This window comes from Phenylobacterium sp. (assembly GCF_036402295.1).
Classification (GTDB): domain Bacteria; phylum Pseudomonadota; class Alphaproteobacteria; order Caulobacterales; family Caulobacteraceae; genus Phenylobacterium.
This window is the reverse complement of the sequence record NZ_DASWTE010000151.1, coordinates 1-16,675: the sequence shown is the minus strand read 5'-3', so window position 1 is coordinate 16,675 and position 16,675 is coordinate 1. Positions and strand designations below refer to the sequence as shown.

Genomic DNA, 16,675 nt, shown 5'->3' with positions numbered 1-16,675 from the left:
TCATTTGGCCGCGCCGTGACAGCAATTTCGTGTCCGGACACGAATTCCCGCAGGGCGAATGTCGAAAAGGGCCGGGCCCGTTCGTCCTAAGGCAGGTTCGAATCCGGAGGCGACATGAAAGCCGAGACCATCCTCGTCGAGAACTTCACCAGCCCGGGCAGCGGCGCCCGACCGGTGAACCGCGACAAGTACGAGGCCGTCCGCAAGCCCATGCTGGCGGCGCTGCCGGCCGCCGAGCCCGGCCTGTCCTATTCCGAGCTGAAGGCGGCGGTGCTCCCGCACCTGCCCGAGGCGCTGTTCCCCGGCGGCGACACCGCGGGCTGGTGGCTGAAGTGCGTCCAGCTCGACCTGGAGGCCAAGGGCCTGATCGTGCGCCACGGCAAGCCGCTGCGCTGGCGGCGCACCTAGGGAATCAGCACCCGGTCGGTGTAGGTCTCGACCAACAGGCTGAACGGCCGGCCGTCCGGCGTCTGCAGCACCGCGCGGTGCTGCAGCACCTGCGCTGGCGGCGTGGCCGGGCCTTCGAACGCGAGTTCGCCGTGGGCTTCCCAGCCCGGCGGAAGCGGATTGAACAACAGCCGCGACGACAGGGTCCGGCGCTGGAAACGCAGCGGCGCCACCACCACGCCGAACGGCGTCTCGGTGGTGTTGAGCATCGAGTTCATATCGGCGGTCAGGCGGTCGGGCAGGTACCAGTTGTCGGCCCGCGACAGCACCGTCTCGCCGCACATCAGCTCGACCCGGCGCAGGCGGATGGCTTCATTGGCGGCGGCGCCCAGCTGACGACGCGCGGCGTTCGCCGCCTGCGGGTTGTCGGGCGCCTCGACGCGGCGGGCCCGGATGCGCGGCGCGTCCGGCTCGCGGCGGTTGCACAGCGACTGCAGCACCGCGGTGGCGCTGTCGCGGCTGAGCAGATCCGCATTCAGGGTCTGGAGCTGCGCCAGCATCCGCAGGCGCTGAACATAGGGACTCTGCGGTTCCTGCGCCGACACCGGCGAGGCCGCAGCAAGGAAGGCCGCCAATAGGACTCCTGCGAACTTCAAACTCTGGGCGTGCCCCCTAAATCCCGGCGCCATTGTCGATGGCTCGCAGCGCCTCTTCGTGCGCCTGCGCTTCCGCCTCGATCCAGCCGATGAAGGCCTTGACCTGCGGGAGCCGTCCCTTGGCCTTGGGATGGACGACGTAATAGGCGAAGTCGACGGCCGTGGCGATCTGCAAGGGCGCCACCAGGCGTCCCGAATCCAGGTCGGCCTGGGCCAGGGTGCGCTTGGCCAGCGCCACGCCGCGGCCGTTGGCGGCGGCCTCGATCACCAGGCTGGACTGGTTGAAGCGCGGGCCGCGATGCCCGTCGATGCCGCGGAGGCCCCGCGCCGCCAGCCACATGGGCCAGTCCGGGCAGGAATCGTCGATCTCGGGCGAACCGTCATGCAGCAGCACGTGCTTGGCCAGGTCCTCGGGCGTATCGAGCGGCTGCTGGGCCAGGAGCTCGGGGCTCACCACCGGCAGCACCATCTCGCCCACCAGCCGCTTGACCTCGAGGCCGGGGTAGCGCCCGGCGCCATAGCGGATGGCGAGGTCCACCTCGCCGGCGGTCAGGTCCACCAGCTCCATGCCGGCCGAAAGCCATACGTCCACCTGCGGATGCGCCCGCTCGAACGCGCCCAGCCGCGGCACCAGCCACTTGGCCGCGAACGAGGGCGGGGCGGTGATGGTCAGGCGGCGGCCGTCGACGGCGGCGGTCAACAGACTGGCGGCCTCGGCCAGCCGGTCGAAGGCTTCGCGCAGCGCGGGCAGGGCGGTTTGCGCGGCGTCGGTGAGCAGCAGCCCCTTGGGCGTGCGCTTGAAGAGGGCCGCGCCGACGTAGTCCTCGAGGTTCTGGATCTGCTGGCTGACGGCGCCGGGCGTGACCGAGAGCTCGTCGGCGGCGCGGCTGAAGTTCAGGTGGCGCGCAGCGGCCTCGAACGCCCGAAGGGCGTTGAGCGGCGGTAGCCGGCGTCGCTGGGTGTTGCGCTGATCCATCCTAGAATCTCTGACAGGCCCGGCAGAAGTCCTCGGGTTGCGAATTGGCCCCTCGACGCCCTTATTGCAAGCGTCCGCTGGTGTATCGGCCCTTTTCACCAGTGGGCGGTCGGCGGGGCGGGCGTGAGTCCGCCCCGTCCTGATTTGAAGGGCCGCGTGTCGTTAGAGAAGCTAAACATGGGCCACAATCGCGGAAAGCCGACCGACCGCCTGGTGGTGCTGGGCGGGGCGCGCAAGTCGCGCGGTCCGGGCCGTGTGTGGCTGGTGGGCGCCGGTCCCGGCGACCCCGAACTCCTGACCATCAAGGCGTTGAAGGCGCTGCAGGCGGCCGAGGTGGTGGTCCATGACGGCCTGGTCTCCGACGAGATCCTCGACCTGGCCCCGGCCTCGGCCCGGCGGATCAGCGTCGCCAAGCGCAAGTCGCGCCACTCCTACAGCCAGGACGAGATCAACCGCATGCTGGTGGCCTTCGCGCTCGAGGGCCTGAACGTGGTGCGGCTCAAGGGCGGCGACCCGTTCATCTTCGGCCGCGGCGGCGAGGAACTGGAAGCCTGCCGCGAGGCCGGCGTCGAATGCCTGATCGTGCCCGGCGTGACCGCGGCCCTGGCGGCCGGCGCCTCGGCCGGCGCGCCCTTGACCCACCGCGGCTCGGCCCAGGCGGTCACCTTCGTCACCGGCCACGCGGCCAGGGGCGGCGAGCCCGACCTGGACTGGGAGAGCCTGGCCAAGGCCAACCAGACCGTCGTGATCTACATGGGCCTGTCGATGGCCGCCCCGATCGCCGCGCGCCTGATGGGCGCCGGCCGCGCGGGCTCCACCCCGGCCCTGATCGTCGAGAACGCCAGCCGCGCCGACGAGCGCCGCATCGTCACCAGCCTGGCCGGCCTGGCCGAGGCGGCGGCGGGCCTGTCCGGCCCGGCGCTGCTGATCGTGGGCGAGGCCATGGCGCTGGCCCATTCCAGCCAGGAGTTGGCCGGCGAAGGCTCCGCCCAAGTCGAAACGCTCATCCAGGAGGCCCGCGCATGAAGGCGCTGACCGCCAACCGCCTGACCGACGGCGAGGTCGTCTTCTGGAAGTCCGGCCAGTGGGTCACCCGCTTCGCCGACGCCGAACTGTGGACCGACGAGGACCCGGCCGCCGTCGAGGCCGAGGGCAAGGGCAAGGAGCAGGCGACGACGGTGGTCGACGCCTATCTGATCGACCTCGTCGAATCCGAAGGCCTCTGGGCGCCCCTCAGCTACCGCGAGCGCATCCGCGCGCTCGGCCCCTCCAACCACCTCCACCACGGCAAGCAGGCCGAGGGCGGGGCGGTGATCGAGGCGCTGCAGCACGCCCACGGCGCGGCCCGCTCCACCGGCCGCGTCAACCTGATCAAGCGGAAGTAAGGGCCGATGTACCAGTACGACGCCATCGACAAGCAGATGCTGGCCGACCGCTCCACGGAATTCCGTGGGCAGGTGGCGCGGCGTCTGTCCGGCGAGCTCACCGAAGACCAGTTCAAGCCGCTGCGGCTGATGAACGGCCTCTACCTACAGCTCCACGCCTACATGCTGCGGGTGGCGATCCCGTACGGCTCGCTGAACCCCACCCAGCTGCGCAAGCTGGCCTGGATCGGCCGCACCTACGACAAGGGCTACGGCCACTTCACCACGCGCACGAACCTGCAGTTCCACTGGATCAAGCTGGCCGACACGCCCGACATCCTGGACCACCTGGCCAGCGTCGACATGCACGCCATCCAGACCTCCGGGAACTGCATCCGCAACGTCACCGCCGACCCCTACGCCGGCGCGACGGCGGAAGAAGTCGACGATCCGCGGGTGTGGGCCGAGGCGATCCGCCAGTGGTCGACCTTCCACCCCGAGTTCTCGTTCCTGCCGCGCAAGTTCAAGATCGCCATCACTGCGGCGCCCAAGGACCGCACGGCGGCCAAGGTGCACGACATCGGCCTGATGCTGCGGCGCGCCCGCGACGGGTCGCTGGGCTTCGAGGTGATCTTCGGCGGCGGCATGGGCCGGACGCCCTACGTGGGTCCGACCATCCGCGAGTTCCTGCCGGTGAACCGGCTGCTCTCGTACCTGGAAGCGATCCTGCGCGTGTACAACCGCCACGGTCGCCGGGACAACATCTACAAGGCGCGGATCAAGATCCTGGTCGCCGCCCTCGGCAAGGAGGAGTTCGCCAAGCAGGTTGAGGCCGAGTGGGCCAAGATCGGCGAGGACGCGGACCTGCCCGACACCGAGCTCGCCCGCATCCGCGGCGCGTTCGCTGCGACGGCCTTCGAGACCCTGCCGGCGCAGTCCGAGGCGTTCGAGACGGCCAAGGCCTCGAACCCGGCCTTCGCGCGCTTCGTGCGCAACAACCTGAAGCCCCACAAGCGGCCCGGCTACGGCATCGTCGAGATCAGCCTCAAGGGCATCGGCGACACGCCCGGCGACGCCACCTCCGAGCAGATGGAGGTCGTCGCCGACCTGGGCGAGAAGTACGGCCTGGGCGACATCCGCGTCACCCACGAGCAGAACCTGGTCCTGCCGCACGTGAAGCTGGACGACGTGCCGGCGGTCTGGGCGGCGCTCTCGGAAGCCGGCATCGCCACGCCGAACATCAACCTGGTCAGCGACATCATCGCCTGCCCTGGCCTGGACTACTGCGCGCTGGCCAACGCCCGGGCGATCCCGATCGCCCAGCACATCGCGGCCAAGTTCAAGGACCAGGATCGCGCCGAGAAGGTGGGCGAGCTCAAGATCAAGATCTCGGGCTGCATCAACGCCTGCGGCCACCACCACGTGGGCCACATCGGCATCCTGGGCGTCGATAAGAAGGGCGAGGAGTTCTACCAGCTCACCCTGGGCGGCTCGGGCGCCGAGGACGCGGCCGTGGGCTCGATGCTGGGACCGGCGCTGCCCTACGACAAGGTCGCCGACGCGGTCGACACCCTGGTCGACGTCTACCTGCGCGAACGCCAGGACGGCGAGCGCTTCCTCGACACCTTCCGCCGCACCGGCGTGAACCCCTTCAAGGAGGCCGTCTATGCCGACGCTCATTGAGCTGAAGGACGGCGTCTGCCGCGGGATCGACGACCCCTTCACCCACGTCGCCGACGACGAGGCGCTGCCGCCCGGCGACGTGATCATCTCGCTGACCCGCTTCCAGCAGGAGGGCGACGCTCTCCTGTCGGACGGCCGCCGCGTGGGCGTGCGCCTCGAGGCGCACGAGGAGGTCGAGGCTCTGGCCTACGATCTGCCGCGCCTGGCGACCGTGGGTCTCGTCGCTCTGGCGTTCCCGAAGTACCGCGACGGGCGCGCCTATACGAACGCCCGCCTCGCGCGGGAGCGGTACGGTTTCAAGGGCCAGGTCCGCGCTGTCGGGGATGTCCTGCGCGAGCAGGCGGGCTTCATGGCCCGGGTCGGGTTCGACGCTTTCGAGCCCGCCGACGACGCCAGCGCCAACGAGTGGCAGGCGGCCATCCGCCGCTACCGCCACGTCTACCAGAGGTCCGCCGACGGCCGTACGCCGGCGTTCGCGGAGCGGGAGTGATGAGCTTGGCCTACGACAGCGTTGACCACGAGGGCGCGCTGGCCCTCCGTCTGGACGCGGAACTGCGTCGCGCGCATCCGCGCACCATCCTGGAAGCCGCCGTCGAGAGCTTCGGCGACAAGCTGGCCCTGGTCTCGTCCTTCGGGGCGGAGTCGGCGGTGCTGCTCGACATCGCCGCCAAGGTGAAGCCGGACATCCCGGTGCTGTTCCTCGACACCGGCATGCTGTTCGGCCAGACGCTGGACTACCGCAAGCAGCTCGCCGAGCGCCTGGGCCTGACCAACGTCCGCGACCTGCGGCCCCAGTACCACGACCTGGCCACGGGCGACCCGCAGGCCAAGCTGTGGCAGACCGACACCGACGCCTGCTGCCACATCCGCAAGGTGCTGCCGCTGGACCGTGCGTTGGCGGAGTTCGACGCCTGGATCACCGGCCGCAAGCGCTTCCACGGCGGCGACCGGCTGAACCTGCCGGTGGTCGAACAGGCCGACGGCCAGGTGAAGTTCAACCCGCTCGCCAACTGGGACAAGGCCGACCTCGACGCCTATGCGGCCGAGCACGACCTGCCCGCCCATCCCCTGGTGGCCCAGGGCTTCCCCTCCATCGGCTGCTGGCCCTGCACCCAGCCGGCCGAAGACGGCGAGGACGTCCGCGCCGGCCGCTGGAAGGGGATGGACAAGACCGAGTGCGGCATCCATGTGGCGCGTGCGCCGGGGACGCCCAACAACGTCGGCGGCGACATCTAAGGCATTCAGGAATGAACGACGTGTCCCTGGTTCAGCCGGCCGCCGGTCCGGCCCTCAAGGCGTCCGGCGCCTTCTTCGTCGAGACGGTGACGTGGGTCCAGCATTGGACCCCCAGCCTGTTCTCGTTCCGCACCACGCGGGACCCGGCGCTCCGTTTCTCGAGCGGCCAGTTCGTGATGGTCGGGCTGCAGAAGGAAGACGGCAAGCCGCTGGTGCGCGCCTACTCCATCGCCTCGCCCTCGTGGCACGAGGAGCTGGAGTTCTACTCCATCAAGGTGCCGGACGGTCCGCTGACCTCGCGCCTGCAGAACATCAAGGTGGGCGACCAGGTCCTGATCGGCCGCAAGCCCACCGGCACCCTGGTGCTGGACGGCCTGAAGCCGGGCAAGCGCCTCTATATGCTGGGCACCGGCACCGGCCTTGCGCCCTGGCTCTCGCTGGCCCGCGACCCCGAGGTCTACGACCGCTTCGAGACGGTGGTGGTCACCCATACCGTGCGCGAGGTCCAGGACCTGAACTACGCGGAACTGTTCGAGAAGGACCTCAAAGAAGACGAGATCCTGTCCGAGCTGATCGGCGACAAGCTGAAGTACTACCCGACGGTCACCCGCGAGGAGTTCCGAACCAAGGGCCGGATCACCGACCTGATCGAGTCGGGGCAGCTCTTCCGCGACCTCGGCCTGCCGCCGTTCGACCCGGCCGAGGACCGCGTCATGCTGTGCGGCGGCCCGTCCGTGCTGGTCGACCTGAAGCAGCAGCTGCTCGACCGCGGCTATGTCGAGGGCTCGCTCGCCCAGCCCGGCGACTTCGTGCTCGAGAAGGCGTTCGTCGAGACCTAGGTCCGGGCGAGGACGAACGCGGCGCGCTCTTCGACACTCGCCTTCGGCACGACCACCGGCTCGTAGCCGAGCTCGGGCAGGGTGCGCAGGATCTGGTCGAACACCGCCTCCATGCGCGACCAGTCTTCCCAGCGCTCCGTGTCGGTCCCGTAGATCTCCTGCCAAGGCGGGAAGACGAACACGCGCGTGTTGTAGCGCCGCGTCCGGATGGCCTCGATCAACTCCGCCGACGGTGGGACGCCGTTCGCGCCGTACATGTCCATCAGGCCCCGGTCGAAGAAGACGCGGTCGGTCTCGCCCGCCAGCCGGTCGAAGTCAGCGATGTCGCGCTCCGTGGTGAGGTCGCGGCAGGCCTTGGCGTCGAGCCACGGCACGCCGCGAGCCCCGGCGTCCACCTGTTCCCGGATCACCGCGCGGATGTTCTCGGCGACGGTGAGCTCACCCGCGGCCCGCAGGTGCTCGATGACCGCCGTCTTCCCGGTCCCGCCACCGCCGGTAAAGACGAAGAAGTTCGGTTTGTGCATTGATTTCCCTCCCCTCCGGGGAGGAGCAGGCCGCGTAGCGACCGGGGTGGGAAGTGTGGGCCGGAGCGCCGACGTCCGTGAGGATCGCTCTACCCCACCCGCCTCGCTTCGCTCGCCACGCTCCCCGGAGGGGAGGGAACGGCGCTTCGCGCCTAGTTCGGCGGGCAGCCCTGGAACTGGCCGACCTTCACGGCCGTCAGGGTCGCGAGACTCAGCTTCTGCATCGGCTTCATCGAAGCGGCGCCGTGGCCCGTATAGAGGTCGATGCGCTGGCCCTTGATCGCGCCGCCGACGTCGGAGGCGTACCAGTAGCCGTCGTGGCTCTCGCCGTTCGGCATCCGCAGGCCCACGGTCTCCTTGATGAAGACCACGGTGCGGCGCGGGATGATGTTCTTGTCCACCGCCAGGGTGCGCATCGGCACGACCTTGCAGCCGAGGCTGTCCAGCACGCCCACGCCCTTGGCGCCGGCATGATAGAGCGTCGCCTTCACGTTGAAGACGCCGGTGCCGGGGAGGGCCCCCGAGATGACCGAGGAGATGAGGTCACCCACCGGATCGTTCTGCGCAGCTTGCGCATTTGAGGCGATGCCGAGGGCAAAAAGTACTGCCAGGGCGGCGAGGCGGCGTCGCAAGACGGCGTCCTCCTTCGTCGTTGAACTGGTGCCCGGAGTCGTACCGGCTGAGCTCCGCCGGGGCAACCCCGGAAGGGCGCTTTGCCGCAACCTGTGAGCTTTCCTAACAGTTCGGGTTAGACGGGATCGCTTGCCCGCCGAGAGGAAATTGCCCAATGCCGTGCCCGGAAATCTGGAGCGGTGCATGAAAATCTATGGGGACAGCAAGTCCGGAAACTGCCTGAAGGTGAGCTGGACGGCCGATTTCCTGGGCCGATCCTACGAATGGATCGAGACCGACATCATGCAGGGCGAGTCGCGGACGCCCGACTTCCTGGCGATGAATCCGGCCGGCCAGGTGCCTGTCGTGGTGCTCGATGACGGCCGCGCAATGGCCCAATCCAACGCCATCATCCTGTACCTGGCCGAAGGCTCGTCGCTGATCCCGAAGGACGCCTACGACCGGGCCCGCATGCTCGAATGGCTGTTCTGGGAGCAGTACAGCCACGAGCCCTACGTCGCCGTCGCCCGCTTCCAGGTGCGCTACCTGGGCAAGCCGGTCGAGGAGCTGGAGGCGCGGCTCGTCGAGCGCGGCGGCTCGGCGCTGGCGCGGATGGAGCTGGCGCTGAAGGACGCGCCGTTCCTCGTGGGCGACCAGCTTAGCCTCGCCGACGTGGCCCTCGTCGCCTACACCCGTGTCTGCCACGAGGGCGGCTTCAGCCTCGATCTCTACCCGGCCGTGAAGGCCTGGGTGGCCCGCGTGGAGCAGGCGCTGAACATCCGCTGAGAGCCGCTTGCCTTCGGACGGACGGCACGCGAAACCGGGGCAATGAAACGTCTTCCCGTCGCCGCGCTCGCCGCCCTGGCCGTCGCCGTTCCCACCTCGCTGTTCGCCTGGGGCGGCACCGGCCACCGGATCGTGGGCGACCTGGCCATCCGCGCGCTGCCGGTCGAGGTCCCGGCCTTCCTGCGCACCAAGCAGGCGGCGCTCGACGTGGCCGAACTGTCGCGCGAGCCCGACCGGTCGAAGGCCGCGGGCAAGATCCACGATCACGATCGCGACGCCGGCCACTTCGTCGACCTGGACGAGGAGGGCAGGATCCTGGGCGGGCCGCCCATGCTGCCGCTGGCGGCCACCCGCGCCGACTACGAGACCCAGCTGCGCGCCGCCGGCCTCGACCAGTGGAAGGCCGGCTACCTGCCGTACTCCATCATCGACCGCTACCAGCAGCTCACCACCGACTTCGCCTACTGGCGCGTGCTGAACGCCGCCGAGAAGAACCCGGCCTGGAAGAAGAACCGCGCCTGGTTCCGCCAGGACCGCATCCGCCGCGAGGCGCTGGTCCTCAAGAGCATCGGCGAGCTGTCGCACTTCGTGGGCGACGGCAGCCAGCCGCTGCACGTGACCACCCACTTCAACGGCTGGGGCGACTATCACAATCCGAAGGGCTATTCGACCGCGCGCCTGCACGGTCCCTTCGAGAGCGACCTCGTGCAGGCGACGGTGAAGCCGGCGGCCGTCGCGGCGAAGATGACGCCCTTCAAGTCGTGCGAGTGCCCGATCGAGCAGCGGATCGGCGCCTACCTCACGCAGACGGGCACGTTCGTGATCCCGTTCTACGAGATGGAGAAGGCCGGCGGCCTCAAGCCTGGCGACCCGCGCGGCACGGCGATGGCCACCGAGCGGATCGCCGTGGGCGCCTCGGAGCTGCGCGACCTGGTCGTCGAGGCCTGGCGTGCGAGCGCCAACGTGAAGATCGGCTGGCGGCCGGTGGCGGTGCAGGACGTGCTGTCCGGCAAGACCGATCCGTACCCGGCGCTCTACGGCGTCGACTGATGCCCACGCCGCAGTTCGGGGAGCCGGGCCTGGAAGGGCCGTACCCGGATCGTCCGGCGGCGTTCGCCGTGGTGGAACACGACGGTCGCCTGGCCCTGGTGCAGGTCGAGCGGCGCGGCCGCGGCCTGGTGCTGGACCTGCCGGGCGGCGGGATCGATTCGGGCGAGACGGCGGTGCAGGCGGCCGCGCGCGAGTGCGGGGAGGAAGCCGGCCTCGTCGTGGCGCTGGACGCCGAGCCCTTCGTCCACGCCGACCACTTCTTCCTCCACAACGACGGCGTGGTCCGCAACACGCGCGGGTCGTTCTTCGCCGGCCGCATGCGCTCTATCGACCGCGCCAGGAAGATCGAGCACGACCATCACCTGGTGTGGGTGGAGCCCCATGCGGCGGTCGAGAAACTGGACCGCGCGTCCCATGCCTGGGCCGTCGCTGCATGGCTGAGATTGCGCGCGCGTCCCTGAGCGGCTAGCAGCGCGCCCATGACGGCGCAAATCATCGAAGGACTGCCGGTCGCGGAACGCCTACGGGCGGACGTGGCGGCGGAAGTGGCGCGGCTGCGCGCCGAGCACGGACTGCAGCCCGGCCTGGCGGTCGTGCTGGTCGGCGACGATCCTGCCTCCCAGGCCTATGTGAAGTCCAAGGGGGAGCAGTCGAAGGCGGCCGGGATGCACTCGGTCACGCACCTGCTGCCCGGCGACACGACGCAGGAAGCGCTGGAGGCGCTGGTGCGCGACCTGGCCGGCGACCCGAAGATCCACGGCATTCTGGTGCAGCTCCCGCTCCCGAAGCATCTCGACGAGAAGCCCGTCATCGAACTGATCGGGCCGGACAAGGACGTCGACGGCCTGCACGTGGTCAACGCCGGCCGCCTGGTCGCCGGCCTGCCGGCTCTGGTCGCCTGCACGCCGACCGGCTGCCTCGTCCTGCTGAAGGCCACCCTCGGGGACCTCACGGGCAAGCGCGCCGTGGTCGTGGGCCGCTCGCTGCTGGTGGGCAAGCCGATCGCCCAGTTGCTGCTGGCGGAGAACTGCACGGTGACGATGGCCCACTCGCGCACCGTGGACCTGCCGTCGGTTTGCCGCGAGGCCGACATCCTGGTGGCGGCGATCGGCCAGCCGCGGATGATCCGCGGCGACTGGATCAAGCCCGGCGCCTGCGTGATCGACGTGGGCATCAACCGCGTGCCCTTCGACAACCCGGAACAGGCGGCGGCGGGCAAGACGAAGATCGTCGGCGACGTGAACTACAAGGAAGCCCTGCAGGTGGCCGGGTCGATCACGCCTGTGCCGAAGGGCGTCGGGCCGATGACCGTCGCGGTGCTGCTGCACAACACCGTCCTGGCGGCGAAGCGACAGGCCGGCGTGACCTAGGTCGCTGACGTCGGCTTCGCGTTCTCGCTGGTCCAGGCCACCACCTCGGCGAGCAGCTGGGCCACCGCGCGGTCGTAGGCCGGGACGATGGCGCTGACCCGGTTGTCGGCCGCGCGCACGCGCTTCTCGAACAGGCGCTCGGAGACCAGCCCGCCGCCCGAGCCGGCGGTGATGGCGCCGCGCACGCGGACCACCACGGTCGGGGCCGCCTTCGCGCCGCGATCGTAGTGGGTCTCGAAGTTCCGCACGTCCAGGCGCAGCACATAGGCCGCCGAGGCCGGCTCGCCGCGCGAGATGATCCGCACGGGACCCGGATCGGCGTCGAACGCCGCCAGCACCGCTTCGTCCCACAGCGTCGCGGCTGGTGCGACCCAACGGGTCTCGGCGATGTAGGCCGCCTTGCCGTTGGTGAGCGTCAGGATCCGGTCGCCCGCCGACTCGCGCTGGAACACCGCGCTCGTGCGGAAGACGCCGATCTGGCCTACGGGCGCACTCACGGTCTCGGCCAAGAGCGGCTGGCCGAAGCGGTAGAGGTCGGCGGGCTTACTCTTCGGCAACAGCGAGATGCAGCCCGCCAGCGAGAGCGCCGCGGCGCCGACAATGGCGAGGCGGAGGAGGGGCGAGCGCATCATTTGGGCACCTTCACTTCCTCGGCGGCCGCCTTGCCGAGGGCGCCGGTGGGACTGGACTGGACCTCGTTCACCAGCTGCTCCAGCGACTCGGCCGCGCTCTGCAGCTGGATGACGGCCGCGGTGATCTGCGGCAGGCCGTTGGTGGCGAAGTCGGTGGTGGGCGCCTGCAGGCGAGTGATCATCTGCCGCGCGTCCTTCGACGCGGCGCGCGCCTCCTCGGCAGCCTCGGCGAGGTTGGCGATGGCGCGCTTGCCGTCGCCGTCGACGACGTTGCGCGTCGCGGCCGACAGCTTGCCGATCTCGTCGGCGGCGACGTCGATCCGCTGCAGCGCTGCCTGGGCATCGGCGATGATCGCCTTGCGCTCGCGCAGTTCGGCGGTGACCGCCTGGGCGTCGGAGACCGCCGCCGAGAACGTCTTGATGTTCTCGTCCGACAGCACGCGGTTCACGCGGTCCAGCGCCTCGATGCTGCGGGTCAGCACGGTGCCGCCGCCCTCCAGCAGGTCGGACAGCGTGCTGCGCTGGCTGCGGATGATCGGGATGCACTCGCGGCCCAGGCCCAGGCGTTCGCACCGCGGCTGGTCGGCCTCCTTCAGGAGCGGCCGCGTGCCGGTGCCCGACGTGATCTGCACATAGTTCAGGCCGGTGATGCCCTGCGGCTCGAGGGTGGCGTACGAGTCCACGCGGATCGGCACGTCCTCGGTCACGCGGACGCGAGCGATCACGTTGCGCGGGTTGGTCTGGTCCAGCGCGATCTTCTGCACCTCGCCCACCTTGATGCCGTTGAAGTGCACCTCGCCGCCCTCGTTCAGGCCGCGCACAGGGCCCTGGAAGACGATGTCGTAGAGGTCGTAGTCGCGCGCGAAGCTGAGCCGGGCCAGCCAGACGATGAAGACGACCAGCGCCACCGACAGGATCAACGTCGAGAGGCCCACCAGCGTGTAGTTGGCGTTCTTTTCCATCAGCTCCCCGTCTCTTCGCGGCAGGCGCGTGCGGCGCGGCCGCGGGGGCCCAGGAAATACTCCCGGATCCAAGGATGGTCGGACGTCTCGAGCTCCCTCACCGGCGCCGTCGCGACCACGTGACCGTCGGCCAGCACGGCCACGCGGTCGGTGATCTCGTAGAGGGAGTCGAGGTCGTGGGTGATCATGAAGACGGTCAGGCCCAGGCTGCCGGCCAGGTCGCTGGTGAGCTCGTCGAAGGCCGCCGCGCCGATGGGATCCAGACCCGACGTCGGCTCGTCGAGGAACAGGAGCTCGGGATCCAGCGCGAGCGCGCGCGCCAGGCCGGCGCGCTTCTTCATGCCGCCGGACAGCTCGGCCGGCTTCAGCGCGCCCGCATCCGGCCTCAAGCCCACCATCGAGATCTTCAGGTCCGCCAGCTCCTGAGCCTCGCGGCGCGACAGCCGTGTGTGCTCGAACATCGGCGCCATGACGTTCTCGCGCACGGTCAGGTTCGAGAACAGCGCGCCGCCCTGGAACAGCACGCCCCACGACCGCTCGAGCTCGCTCCAGCGCCGTCGCGACGCCCGCTGCAGCTCGTGGCCGAACACCTTCACGGTTCCCGCGTCGGGGGTGCGCAGACCGATGATGGTGTTGAGCAGCACCGACTTCCCGGTGCCCGAGCCGCCCACCACGCCCAGCACCTCGCCCCGCCGCACGGTCAGGTCGAGGTTGTCGTGCACCACGTGGTCGCCGAACTGGTTGCGCAGGCCCCGCACCTCGATGGCGGGGCCGTTGCCGTTCGGCGAAGCCTCCGAGACCGGGACTGCGTCTGCGAGTGTCATATGTCGAGCTCCATGTAGAGGAGCGCGAACGCTGCATCGAGCATGATGATGGCGAAGATGGCGTGGACCACGGCGGAGGTCACCCGCTGGCCCAGCGACTGCACGTCGCCGCCTACCAGGAGACCCTGACGGCAGCCGATGCCGGCGACCACGGCGGCCATCACCGGGGCCTTCGACAGGGCCACGTAGAAGTGGTTCGGGCCCACGTTGTCGACCACCCGCTGGAGGAAGAACGTGGGCCCGAGGTCCAGTACCGTCCAGGTGATCAGGAGACCGCCCGCCAGGCCCGCCAGGGTCGCCACGAAGGTGAGCAGCGGGATGGTCAGCAGCAAGGCGATGAACCGCGGCAGCACCAGCGCCTCGTAGGGGTCGACGCCCATCACCTGCATGGCGTCGACTTCCTGCTGCATCTTCATCGAGCCCAGTTCGGCGGCGAAGGCCGAGGCCGAGCGGCCGGCCAGAAGCACGGCCGTGATGACGATGTTGAACTCGCGGATCACGGCCACGCCGATCAGCTCGACGACGAACACCTCGGCCCCGAACTGGCGCAGCATGTTGACGCCCAGCAGGGCCACGACGGCGCCGATGAAGAAGGTGGTCAGGGCCACGATCGGGATCGCGTCCAGCCCGGCGCGCTCCATCTGGGTGAAGATCGGCGCCCAGCGCACGCGGTGCGGCGCAGTCGCGAGGTGGGCGAGCATCCGGCCGGTGACCACGATCAGATGGCCGAAGAACGCCATCGTATCCAGGAACTCGGCCAGAAGGTCGGTCATGCCGCGGCCGATGCGGATGACCATGTTGTGGAAGCCCTGCGGCTCGCGGCGCACCACGGGCTCTTCGTGGACGGCGTTATCCACAAGTTCCAGCAGGCGTCGCGATTCGGGGCGCGCGACGACGCGCTCCAGGCTGAACTCCGACCCCGCGGCCCGCACCACGGCATAGGCGCCGGCGGTGTCCATGCGCCCAACCTCAGTGAGGTCGAGGGCGATTCCCTTGCGGCCGCCCAGCGCCTGCGCCAGCCCTTCGGCCGCGCCGCCCAGCTGGCGCGTCGTCCAATCGCCGCTAAGCGCGACGGTGGGGCGATCGGTCGCGGGCAGCACCTGGAAGTCGGCCGGCTTCTCCATGTGTGGGTTGTCCCGGTGTCCGCGGCGGCTGTCCAGCCTCGTCGTCCGGGTGGGTCCTCCTTCGTGAATCGGCGCCGCAGCCCTTGGCGACCCTGCGGCCAACGCTCATATGGCGAAGGCTGTTCCTTGTGACAGCCCCTGTTCAAGGCCTCCTACGGCCACGCTCAGCCAAGATTTGGTCCAAGTCACGCGAGACAGCATCCCAATTCCGGCCTGATTTGAACTGCTTGCGTATGAAGTGGAGAGCAACGTGACCACCCGCCAGATCGACCTCGCCGGGGCCTCCGGCGCCCACTACCGTTACTCGCCGCTCGAGGAGAACCGCTTCTTGCCGCCGGCGGGGGCCAACTACGTGATCGCCGAGCTCACGGAAGAGGGGCCGAAGGTCGTGTACGCGGGGGAGACCGACAACCTGGCCAGCCAGACCTGGCGCGCCGACCTCGAGAAGGCGCGCAAGAAGTTCCAGGGCGCCACCGTGCTGACCCGGCTGAACGTGACCCGCGCGGTGCGCGAGGCGGAACGCCGCGACCTGATCGACCACTACCATCCGCCGTTGAACGGCTAGGCCGACACAGCCCATTTTGGACGGCGTGGACGCGCCGCCCCTCATCGTCATCTTCGGCGCCGCCGTGCGGGCCGACGGGTCGCCGTCGGCGGCTCTGTTGCGGCGGATCGGCTGCGGCCTGGAAGCCGCGCGCGTCTGGCCGGACGCGCCGGTGGTCTGTTCGGGCGGCGTCGGTCGCGTCGGGCCGTCCGAGGCTTCGGTGATGATCGAGATCCTGCGGCGCGAGGGCATGTCGGCCGACCGGCTGATTCCCGACGAGGAGAGCCTCGACACCCTGCAGAGCGTGGCGGTCGCGGCGCGGCGGGCGAGGGCGCTCGGCAGTCCGTTCGTGGTCGCCTGCAGCGACGGCTACCACCTGCCGCGCATCCGGCTGATGCTGGCGGTGCTGGGCGTGCGCAGCGTGCCGGGTCCGCGAGGCGGCGCGCGCGGCGATCCGTGGCATCGCCTGGGCATGGGATTGCGCGAAATCCCGGCGATTCCGTACGACGTCGTCCTCGTCGCGGCCCAGAAGCGCCGTCTTCTGTCATAGTGCTGACGAACTCGCCCGGAAGGTTGGGGCATGGCTTCCGACCCGCAGAATCCCTATCGCAACAGCGCCTGGCCGCAGATGCCCCAGGCGCCGTTCCGCGTCGGGCCGCTGCCGAAGGCCGCTTCGCCGCCCGAGCCTGCACCGCCTGAGCCGCCGCCCGAACCGCCGCGGCCGGCGACCGTGACGCCGCTCTACGTCCGCCCGGTCGAACCGGCCCCGTTCCAGGGCCTGGCGACGGGCGGCCTGTCCGCTGCGCCGCGGCCGACCCCGACGCCGCAACCCGCGCCGATCCCGGCCGATCCGCCGCCGGTGGCCGTGCGCGCGGCGCCTCCGCCGGTCGCGGTCGAGCCGCCGCCGCCCGCCGAGCGTGTCGTCGAGCTCGAGCCCCTGATCATCACGGCGCCGCGCCGGACGCCGGCCGCCAAGCCGAAGCGGCGCCGGTCGCCCGCGCCCGCCTGGGCCGCCGCTGCGGTAGTGGGCGTCGTCGGGCTGGCAGGCCTGGGCTACGTGTTCACCCGCGCGCAGGACGCTGCGCCAGCCGCGCCGCCGGTCACGG

Annotated in this window: 21 protein-coding genes and 1 pseudogene; 14 read left to right on the top strand and 8 right to left on the bottom strand. The window is 70.1% G+C overall.

The features are described 5' to 3' along the window. The first annotated feature begins 114 nt into the window (after window positions 1–114). Complete coding sequence (locus VGD44_RS09580) at window positions 115–408, top strand: DUF6958 family protein (protein WP_331086300.1); 294 nt, start codon at window positions 115–117, stop codon at window positions 406–408. Here the strand turns inward: VGD44_RS09580 and VGD44_RS09575 are convergent. Beyond that, on the bottom strand, window positions 405–1,022 hold the full coding sequence (locus tag VGD44_RS09575; RefSeq protein WP_331086298.1) for a hypothetical protein: 618 nt from the start codon (window positions 1,020–1,022) through the stop codon (window positions 405–407). The two genes, VGD44_RS09580 and VGD44_RS09575, sit on opposite strands and share 4 nt — an antisense overlap. Window positions 1,023–1,059: 37 nt before the next feature. Further along, window positions 1,060–2,019: a transcriptional regulator GcvA gene (gene gcvA / locus VGD44_RS09570; RefSeq protein WP_331086296.1), complete on the bottom strand. Its 960-nt coding sequence runs from the start codon at window positions 2,017–2,019 to the stop codon at window positions 1,060–1,062. Window positions 2,020–2,196: 177 nt separating this feature from the next. Here gcvA and cobA point away from each other — a divergent pair, with 177 nt between their 5' ends. From cobA to VGD44_RS09540, 6 genes are read left to right on the top strand one after another with little or no spacing between them, the layout of a single operon-like run. Then, complete coding sequence (cobA, locus tag VGD44_RS09565) at window positions 2,197–3,045, top strand: uroporphyrinogen-III C-methyltransferase (RefSeq protein ID WP_331086294.1); 849 nt, start codon at window positions 2,197–2,199, stop codon at window positions 3,043–3,045. Next, window positions 3,042–3,404: a DUF2849 domain-containing protein gene (locus VGD44_RS09560; RefSeq protein ID WP_331086292.1), complete on the top strand. Its 363-nt coding sequence runs from the start codon at window positions 3,042–3,044 to the stop codon at window positions 3,402–3,404. The genes cobA and VGD44_RS09560 overlap by 4 nt, the downstream gene beginning before the upstream one ends. 6 nt (window positions 3,405–3,410) lie before the next feature. Beyond that, window positions 3,411–5,066, top strand: a complete 1,656-nt coding sequence (locus VGD44_RS09555; protein WP_331086290.1) for a nitrite/sulfite reductase — start codon at window positions 3,411–3,413, stop codon at window positions 5,064–5,066. Next, complete coding sequence (locus tag VGD44_RS09550; protein ID WP_331086288.1) at window positions 5,050–5,556, top strand: DUF934 domain-containing protein; 507 nt, start codon at window positions 5,050–5,052, stop codon at window positions 5,554–5,556. The genes VGD44_RS09555 and VGD44_RS09550 overlap by 17 nt, the downstream gene beginning before the upstream one ends. A gap of 5 nt (window positions 5,557–5,561) precedes the next feature. Then, the gene (locus VGD44_RS09545; RefSeq protein ID WP_414694631.1) at window positions 5,562–6,302 is read left to right on the top strand and encodes a phosphoadenylyl-sulfate reductase; all 741 of its coding nucleotides are present in this window, start codon (window positions 5,562–5,564) and stop codon (window positions 6,300–6,302) included. A gap of 11 nt (window positions 6,303–6,313) precedes the next feature. Beyond that, window positions 6,314–7,141 carry a ferredoxin--NADP reductase gene (locus VGD44_RS09540; RefSeq protein ID WP_331086284.1) on the top strand — a complete coding sequence of 276 codons (828 nt, stop codon included), beginning with the start codon at window positions 6,314–6,316 and terminating at the stop codon, window positions 7,139–7,141. Here VGD44_RS09540 and VGD44_RS09535 read toward each other — a convergent pair. Continuing rightward, window positions 7,138–7,665 carry an AAA family ATPase gene (locus VGD44_RS09535; protein WP_331086282.1) on the bottom strand — a complete coding sequence of 176 codons (528 nt, stop codon included), beginning with the start codon at window positions 7,663–7,665 and terminating at the stop codon, window positions 7,138–7,140. The two genes, VGD44_RS09540 and VGD44_RS09535, sit on opposite strands and share 4 nt — an antisense overlap. 152 nt (window positions 7,666–7,817) lie before the next feature. Beyond that, complete coding sequence (locus VGD44_RS09530) at window positions 7,818–8,216, bottom strand: 3D domain-containing protein (RefSeq protein WP_414694630.1); 399 nt, start codon at window positions 8,214–8,216, stop codon at window positions 7,818–7,820. Window positions 8,217–8,481: 265 nt separating this feature from the next. Between VGD44_RS09530 and VGD44_RS09525 the strand changes: the two genes are divergently transcribed. The 4 genes from VGD44_RS09525 to folD are packed head-to-tail and all read left to right on the top strand — an operon-like array spanning window position 8,482 to window position 11,483. After that, window positions 8,482–9,063, top strand: coding sequence for a glutathione S-transferase family protein (locus VGD44_RS09525; RefSeq protein WP_331086278.1), 582 nt, complete (start codon window positions 8,482–8,484; stop codon window positions 9,061–9,063). 42 nt (window positions 9,064–9,105) lie between these two features. Next, the gene (locus VGD44_RS09520) at window positions 9,106–10,113 is read left to right on the top strand and encodes a S1/P1 Nuclease (RefSeq protein WP_331086276.1); all 1,008 of its coding nucleotides are present in this window, start codon (window positions 9,106–9,108) and stop codon (window positions 10,111–10,113) included. Then, a complete protein-coding gene (locus VGD44_RS09515; protein ID WP_331086274.1) occupies window positions 10,113–10,574 on the top strand; it encodes an NUDIX domain-containing protein in 462 nt (153 codons plus the stop codon). Before VGD44_RS09520 ends, VGD44_RS09515 begins: the two co-directional genes overlap by 1 nt. Window positions 10,575–10,592: 18 nt before the next feature. Beyond that, window positions 10,593–11,483, top strand: coding sequence for a bifunctional methylenetetrahydrofolate dehydrogenase/methenyltetrahydrofolate cyclohydrolase FolD (folD, locus tag VGD44_RS09510; protein WP_331086272.1), 891 nt, complete (start codon window positions 10,593–10,595; stop codon window positions 11,481–11,483). On the opposite strand, the gene VGD44_RS09505 is transcribed toward folD, so the two are convergent. The 4 genes from VGD44_RS09505 to VGD44_RS09490 are packed head-to-tail and all read right to left on the bottom strand — an operon-like array spanning window position 11,480 to window position 15,025. After that, window positions 11,480–12,112, bottom strand: a complete 633-nt coding sequence (locus VGD44_RS09505; RefSeq protein WP_331086269.1) for an ABC-type transport auxiliary lipoprotein family protein — start codon at window positions 12,110–12,112, stop codon at window positions 11,480–11,482. The two genes, folD and VGD44_RS09505, sit on opposite strands and share 4 nt — an antisense overlap. Continuing rightward, window positions 12,112–13,077, bottom strand: a complete 966-nt coding sequence (locus tag VGD44_RS09500; RefSeq protein WP_331086267.1) for an MlaD family protein — start codon at window positions 13,075–13,077, stop codon at window positions 12,112–12,114. The genes VGD44_RS09505 and VGD44_RS09500 overlap by 1 nt, the downstream gene beginning before the upstream one ends. Then, on the bottom strand, window positions 13,077–13,901 hold the full coding sequence (locus VGD44_RS09495) for an ABC transporter ATP-binding protein (protein WP_331086265.1): 825 nt from the start codon (window positions 13,899–13,901) through the stop codon (window positions 13,077–13,079). Before VGD44_RS09495 ends, VGD44_RS09500 begins: the two co-directional genes overlap by 1 nt. Beyond that, window positions 13,898–15,025, bottom strand: a complete 1,128-nt coding sequence (locus tag VGD44_RS09490; protein ID WP_331086264.1) for an ABC transporter permease — start codon at window positions 15,023–15,025, stop codon at window positions 13,898–13,900. The genes VGD44_RS09495 and VGD44_RS09490 overlap by 4 nt, the downstream gene beginning before the upstream one ends. Window positions 15,026–15,275: 250 nt before the next feature. On the opposite strand from VGD44_RS09490, the gene VGD44_RS09485 reads away from it, so the two are divergent. The 3 genes and pseudogenes from VGD44_RS09485 to VGD44_RS09475 all read left to right on the top strand — a co-directional run. Next, window positions 15,276–15,590: a hypothetical protein gene (locus VGD44_RS09485; RefSeq protein WP_331086261.1), complete on the top strand. Its 315-nt coding sequence runs from the start codon at window positions 15,276–15,278 to the stop codon at window positions 15,588–15,590. A gap of 25 nt (window positions 15,591–15,615) precedes the next feature. After that, window positions 15,616–16,119, top strand: coding sequence for a YdcF family protein (locus tag VGD44_RS09480; protein WP_331086260.1), 504 nt, complete (start codon window positions 15,616–15,618; stop codon window positions 16,117–16,119). A 30-nt stretch (window positions 16,120–16,149) separates the two neighbouring features. Then, window positions 16,150–16,675, top strand: a pseudogene (locus VGD44_RS09475) (hypothetical protein); the annotation flags it as partial.

What these genes read in the sequence shown, in the direction of transcription:
- VGD44_RS09580 (WP_331086300.1), top strand. Translation starts at nt 115, where the DNA reads ATGAAAGCCGAGACCATCCTCGTCGAGAACTTCACCAGCCCGGGCAGC.
- gcvA (WP_331086296.1), bottom strand. Translation starts at nt 2,019, where the DNA reads ATGGATCAGCGCAACACCCAGCGACGCCGGCTACCGCCGCTCAACGCC.
- cobA (WP_331086294.1), top strand. Translation starts at nt 2,197, where the DNA reads ATGGGCCACAATCGCGGAAAGCCGACCGACCGCCTGGTGGTGCTGGGC.
- VGD44_RS09560 (WP_331086292.1), top strand. Translation starts at nt 3,042, where the DNA reads ATGAAGGCGCTGACCGCCAACCGCCTGACCGACGGCGAGGTCGTCTTC.
- VGD44_RS09555 (WP_331086290.1), top strand. Translation starts at nt 3,411, where the DNA reads ATGTACCAGTACGACGCCATCGACAAGCAGATGCTGGCCGACCGCTCC.
- VGD44_RS09550 (WP_331086288.1), top strand. Translation starts at nt 5,050, where the DNA reads ATGCCGACGCTCATTGAGCTGAAGGACGGCGTCTGCCGCGGGATCGAC.
- VGD44_RS09540 (WP_331086284.1), top strand. Translation starts at nt 6,314, where the DNA reads ATGAACGACGTGTCCCTGGTTCAGCCGGCCGCCGGTCCGGCCCTCAAG.
- VGD44_RS09535 (WP_331086282.1), bottom strand. Translation starts at nt 7,665, where the DNA reads ATGCACAAACCGAACTTCTTCGTCTTTACCGGCGGTGGCGGGACCGGG.
- VGD44_RS09525 (WP_331086278.1), top strand. Translation starts at nt 8,482, where the DNA reads ATGAAAATCTATGGGGACAGCAAGTCCGGAAACTGCCTGAAGGTGAGC.
- VGD44_RS09520 (WP_331086276.1), top strand. Translation starts at nt 9,106, where the DNA reads ATGAAACGTCTTCCCGTCGCCGCGCTCGCCGCCCTGGCCGTCGCCGTT.
- VGD44_RS09515 (WP_331086274.1), top strand. Translation starts at nt 10,113, where the DNA reads ATGCCCACGCCGCAGTTCGGGGAGCCGGGCCTGGAAGGGCCGTACCCG.
- folD (WP_331086272.1), top strand. Translation starts at nt 10,593, where the DNA reads ATGACGGCGCAAATCATCGAAGGACTGCCGGTCGCGGAACGCCTACGG.
- VGD44_RS09505 (WP_331086269.1), bottom strand. Translation starts at nt 12,112, where the DNA reads ATGCGCTCGCCCCTCCTCCGCCTCGCCATTGTCGGCGCCGCGGCGCTC.
- VGD44_RS09500 (WP_331086267.1), bottom strand. Translation starts at nt 13,077, where the DNA reads ATGGAAAAGAACGCCAACTACACGCTGGTGGGCCTCTCGACGTTGATC.
- VGD44_RS09495 (WP_331086265.1), bottom strand. Translation starts at nt 13,901, where the DNA reads ATGACACTCGCAGACGCAGTCCCGGTCTCGGAGGCTTCGCCGAACGGC.
- VGD44_RS09490 (WP_331086264.1), bottom strand. Translation starts at nt 15,025, where the DNA reads ATGGAGAAGCCGGCCGACTTCCAGGTGCTGCCCGCGACCGATCGCCCC.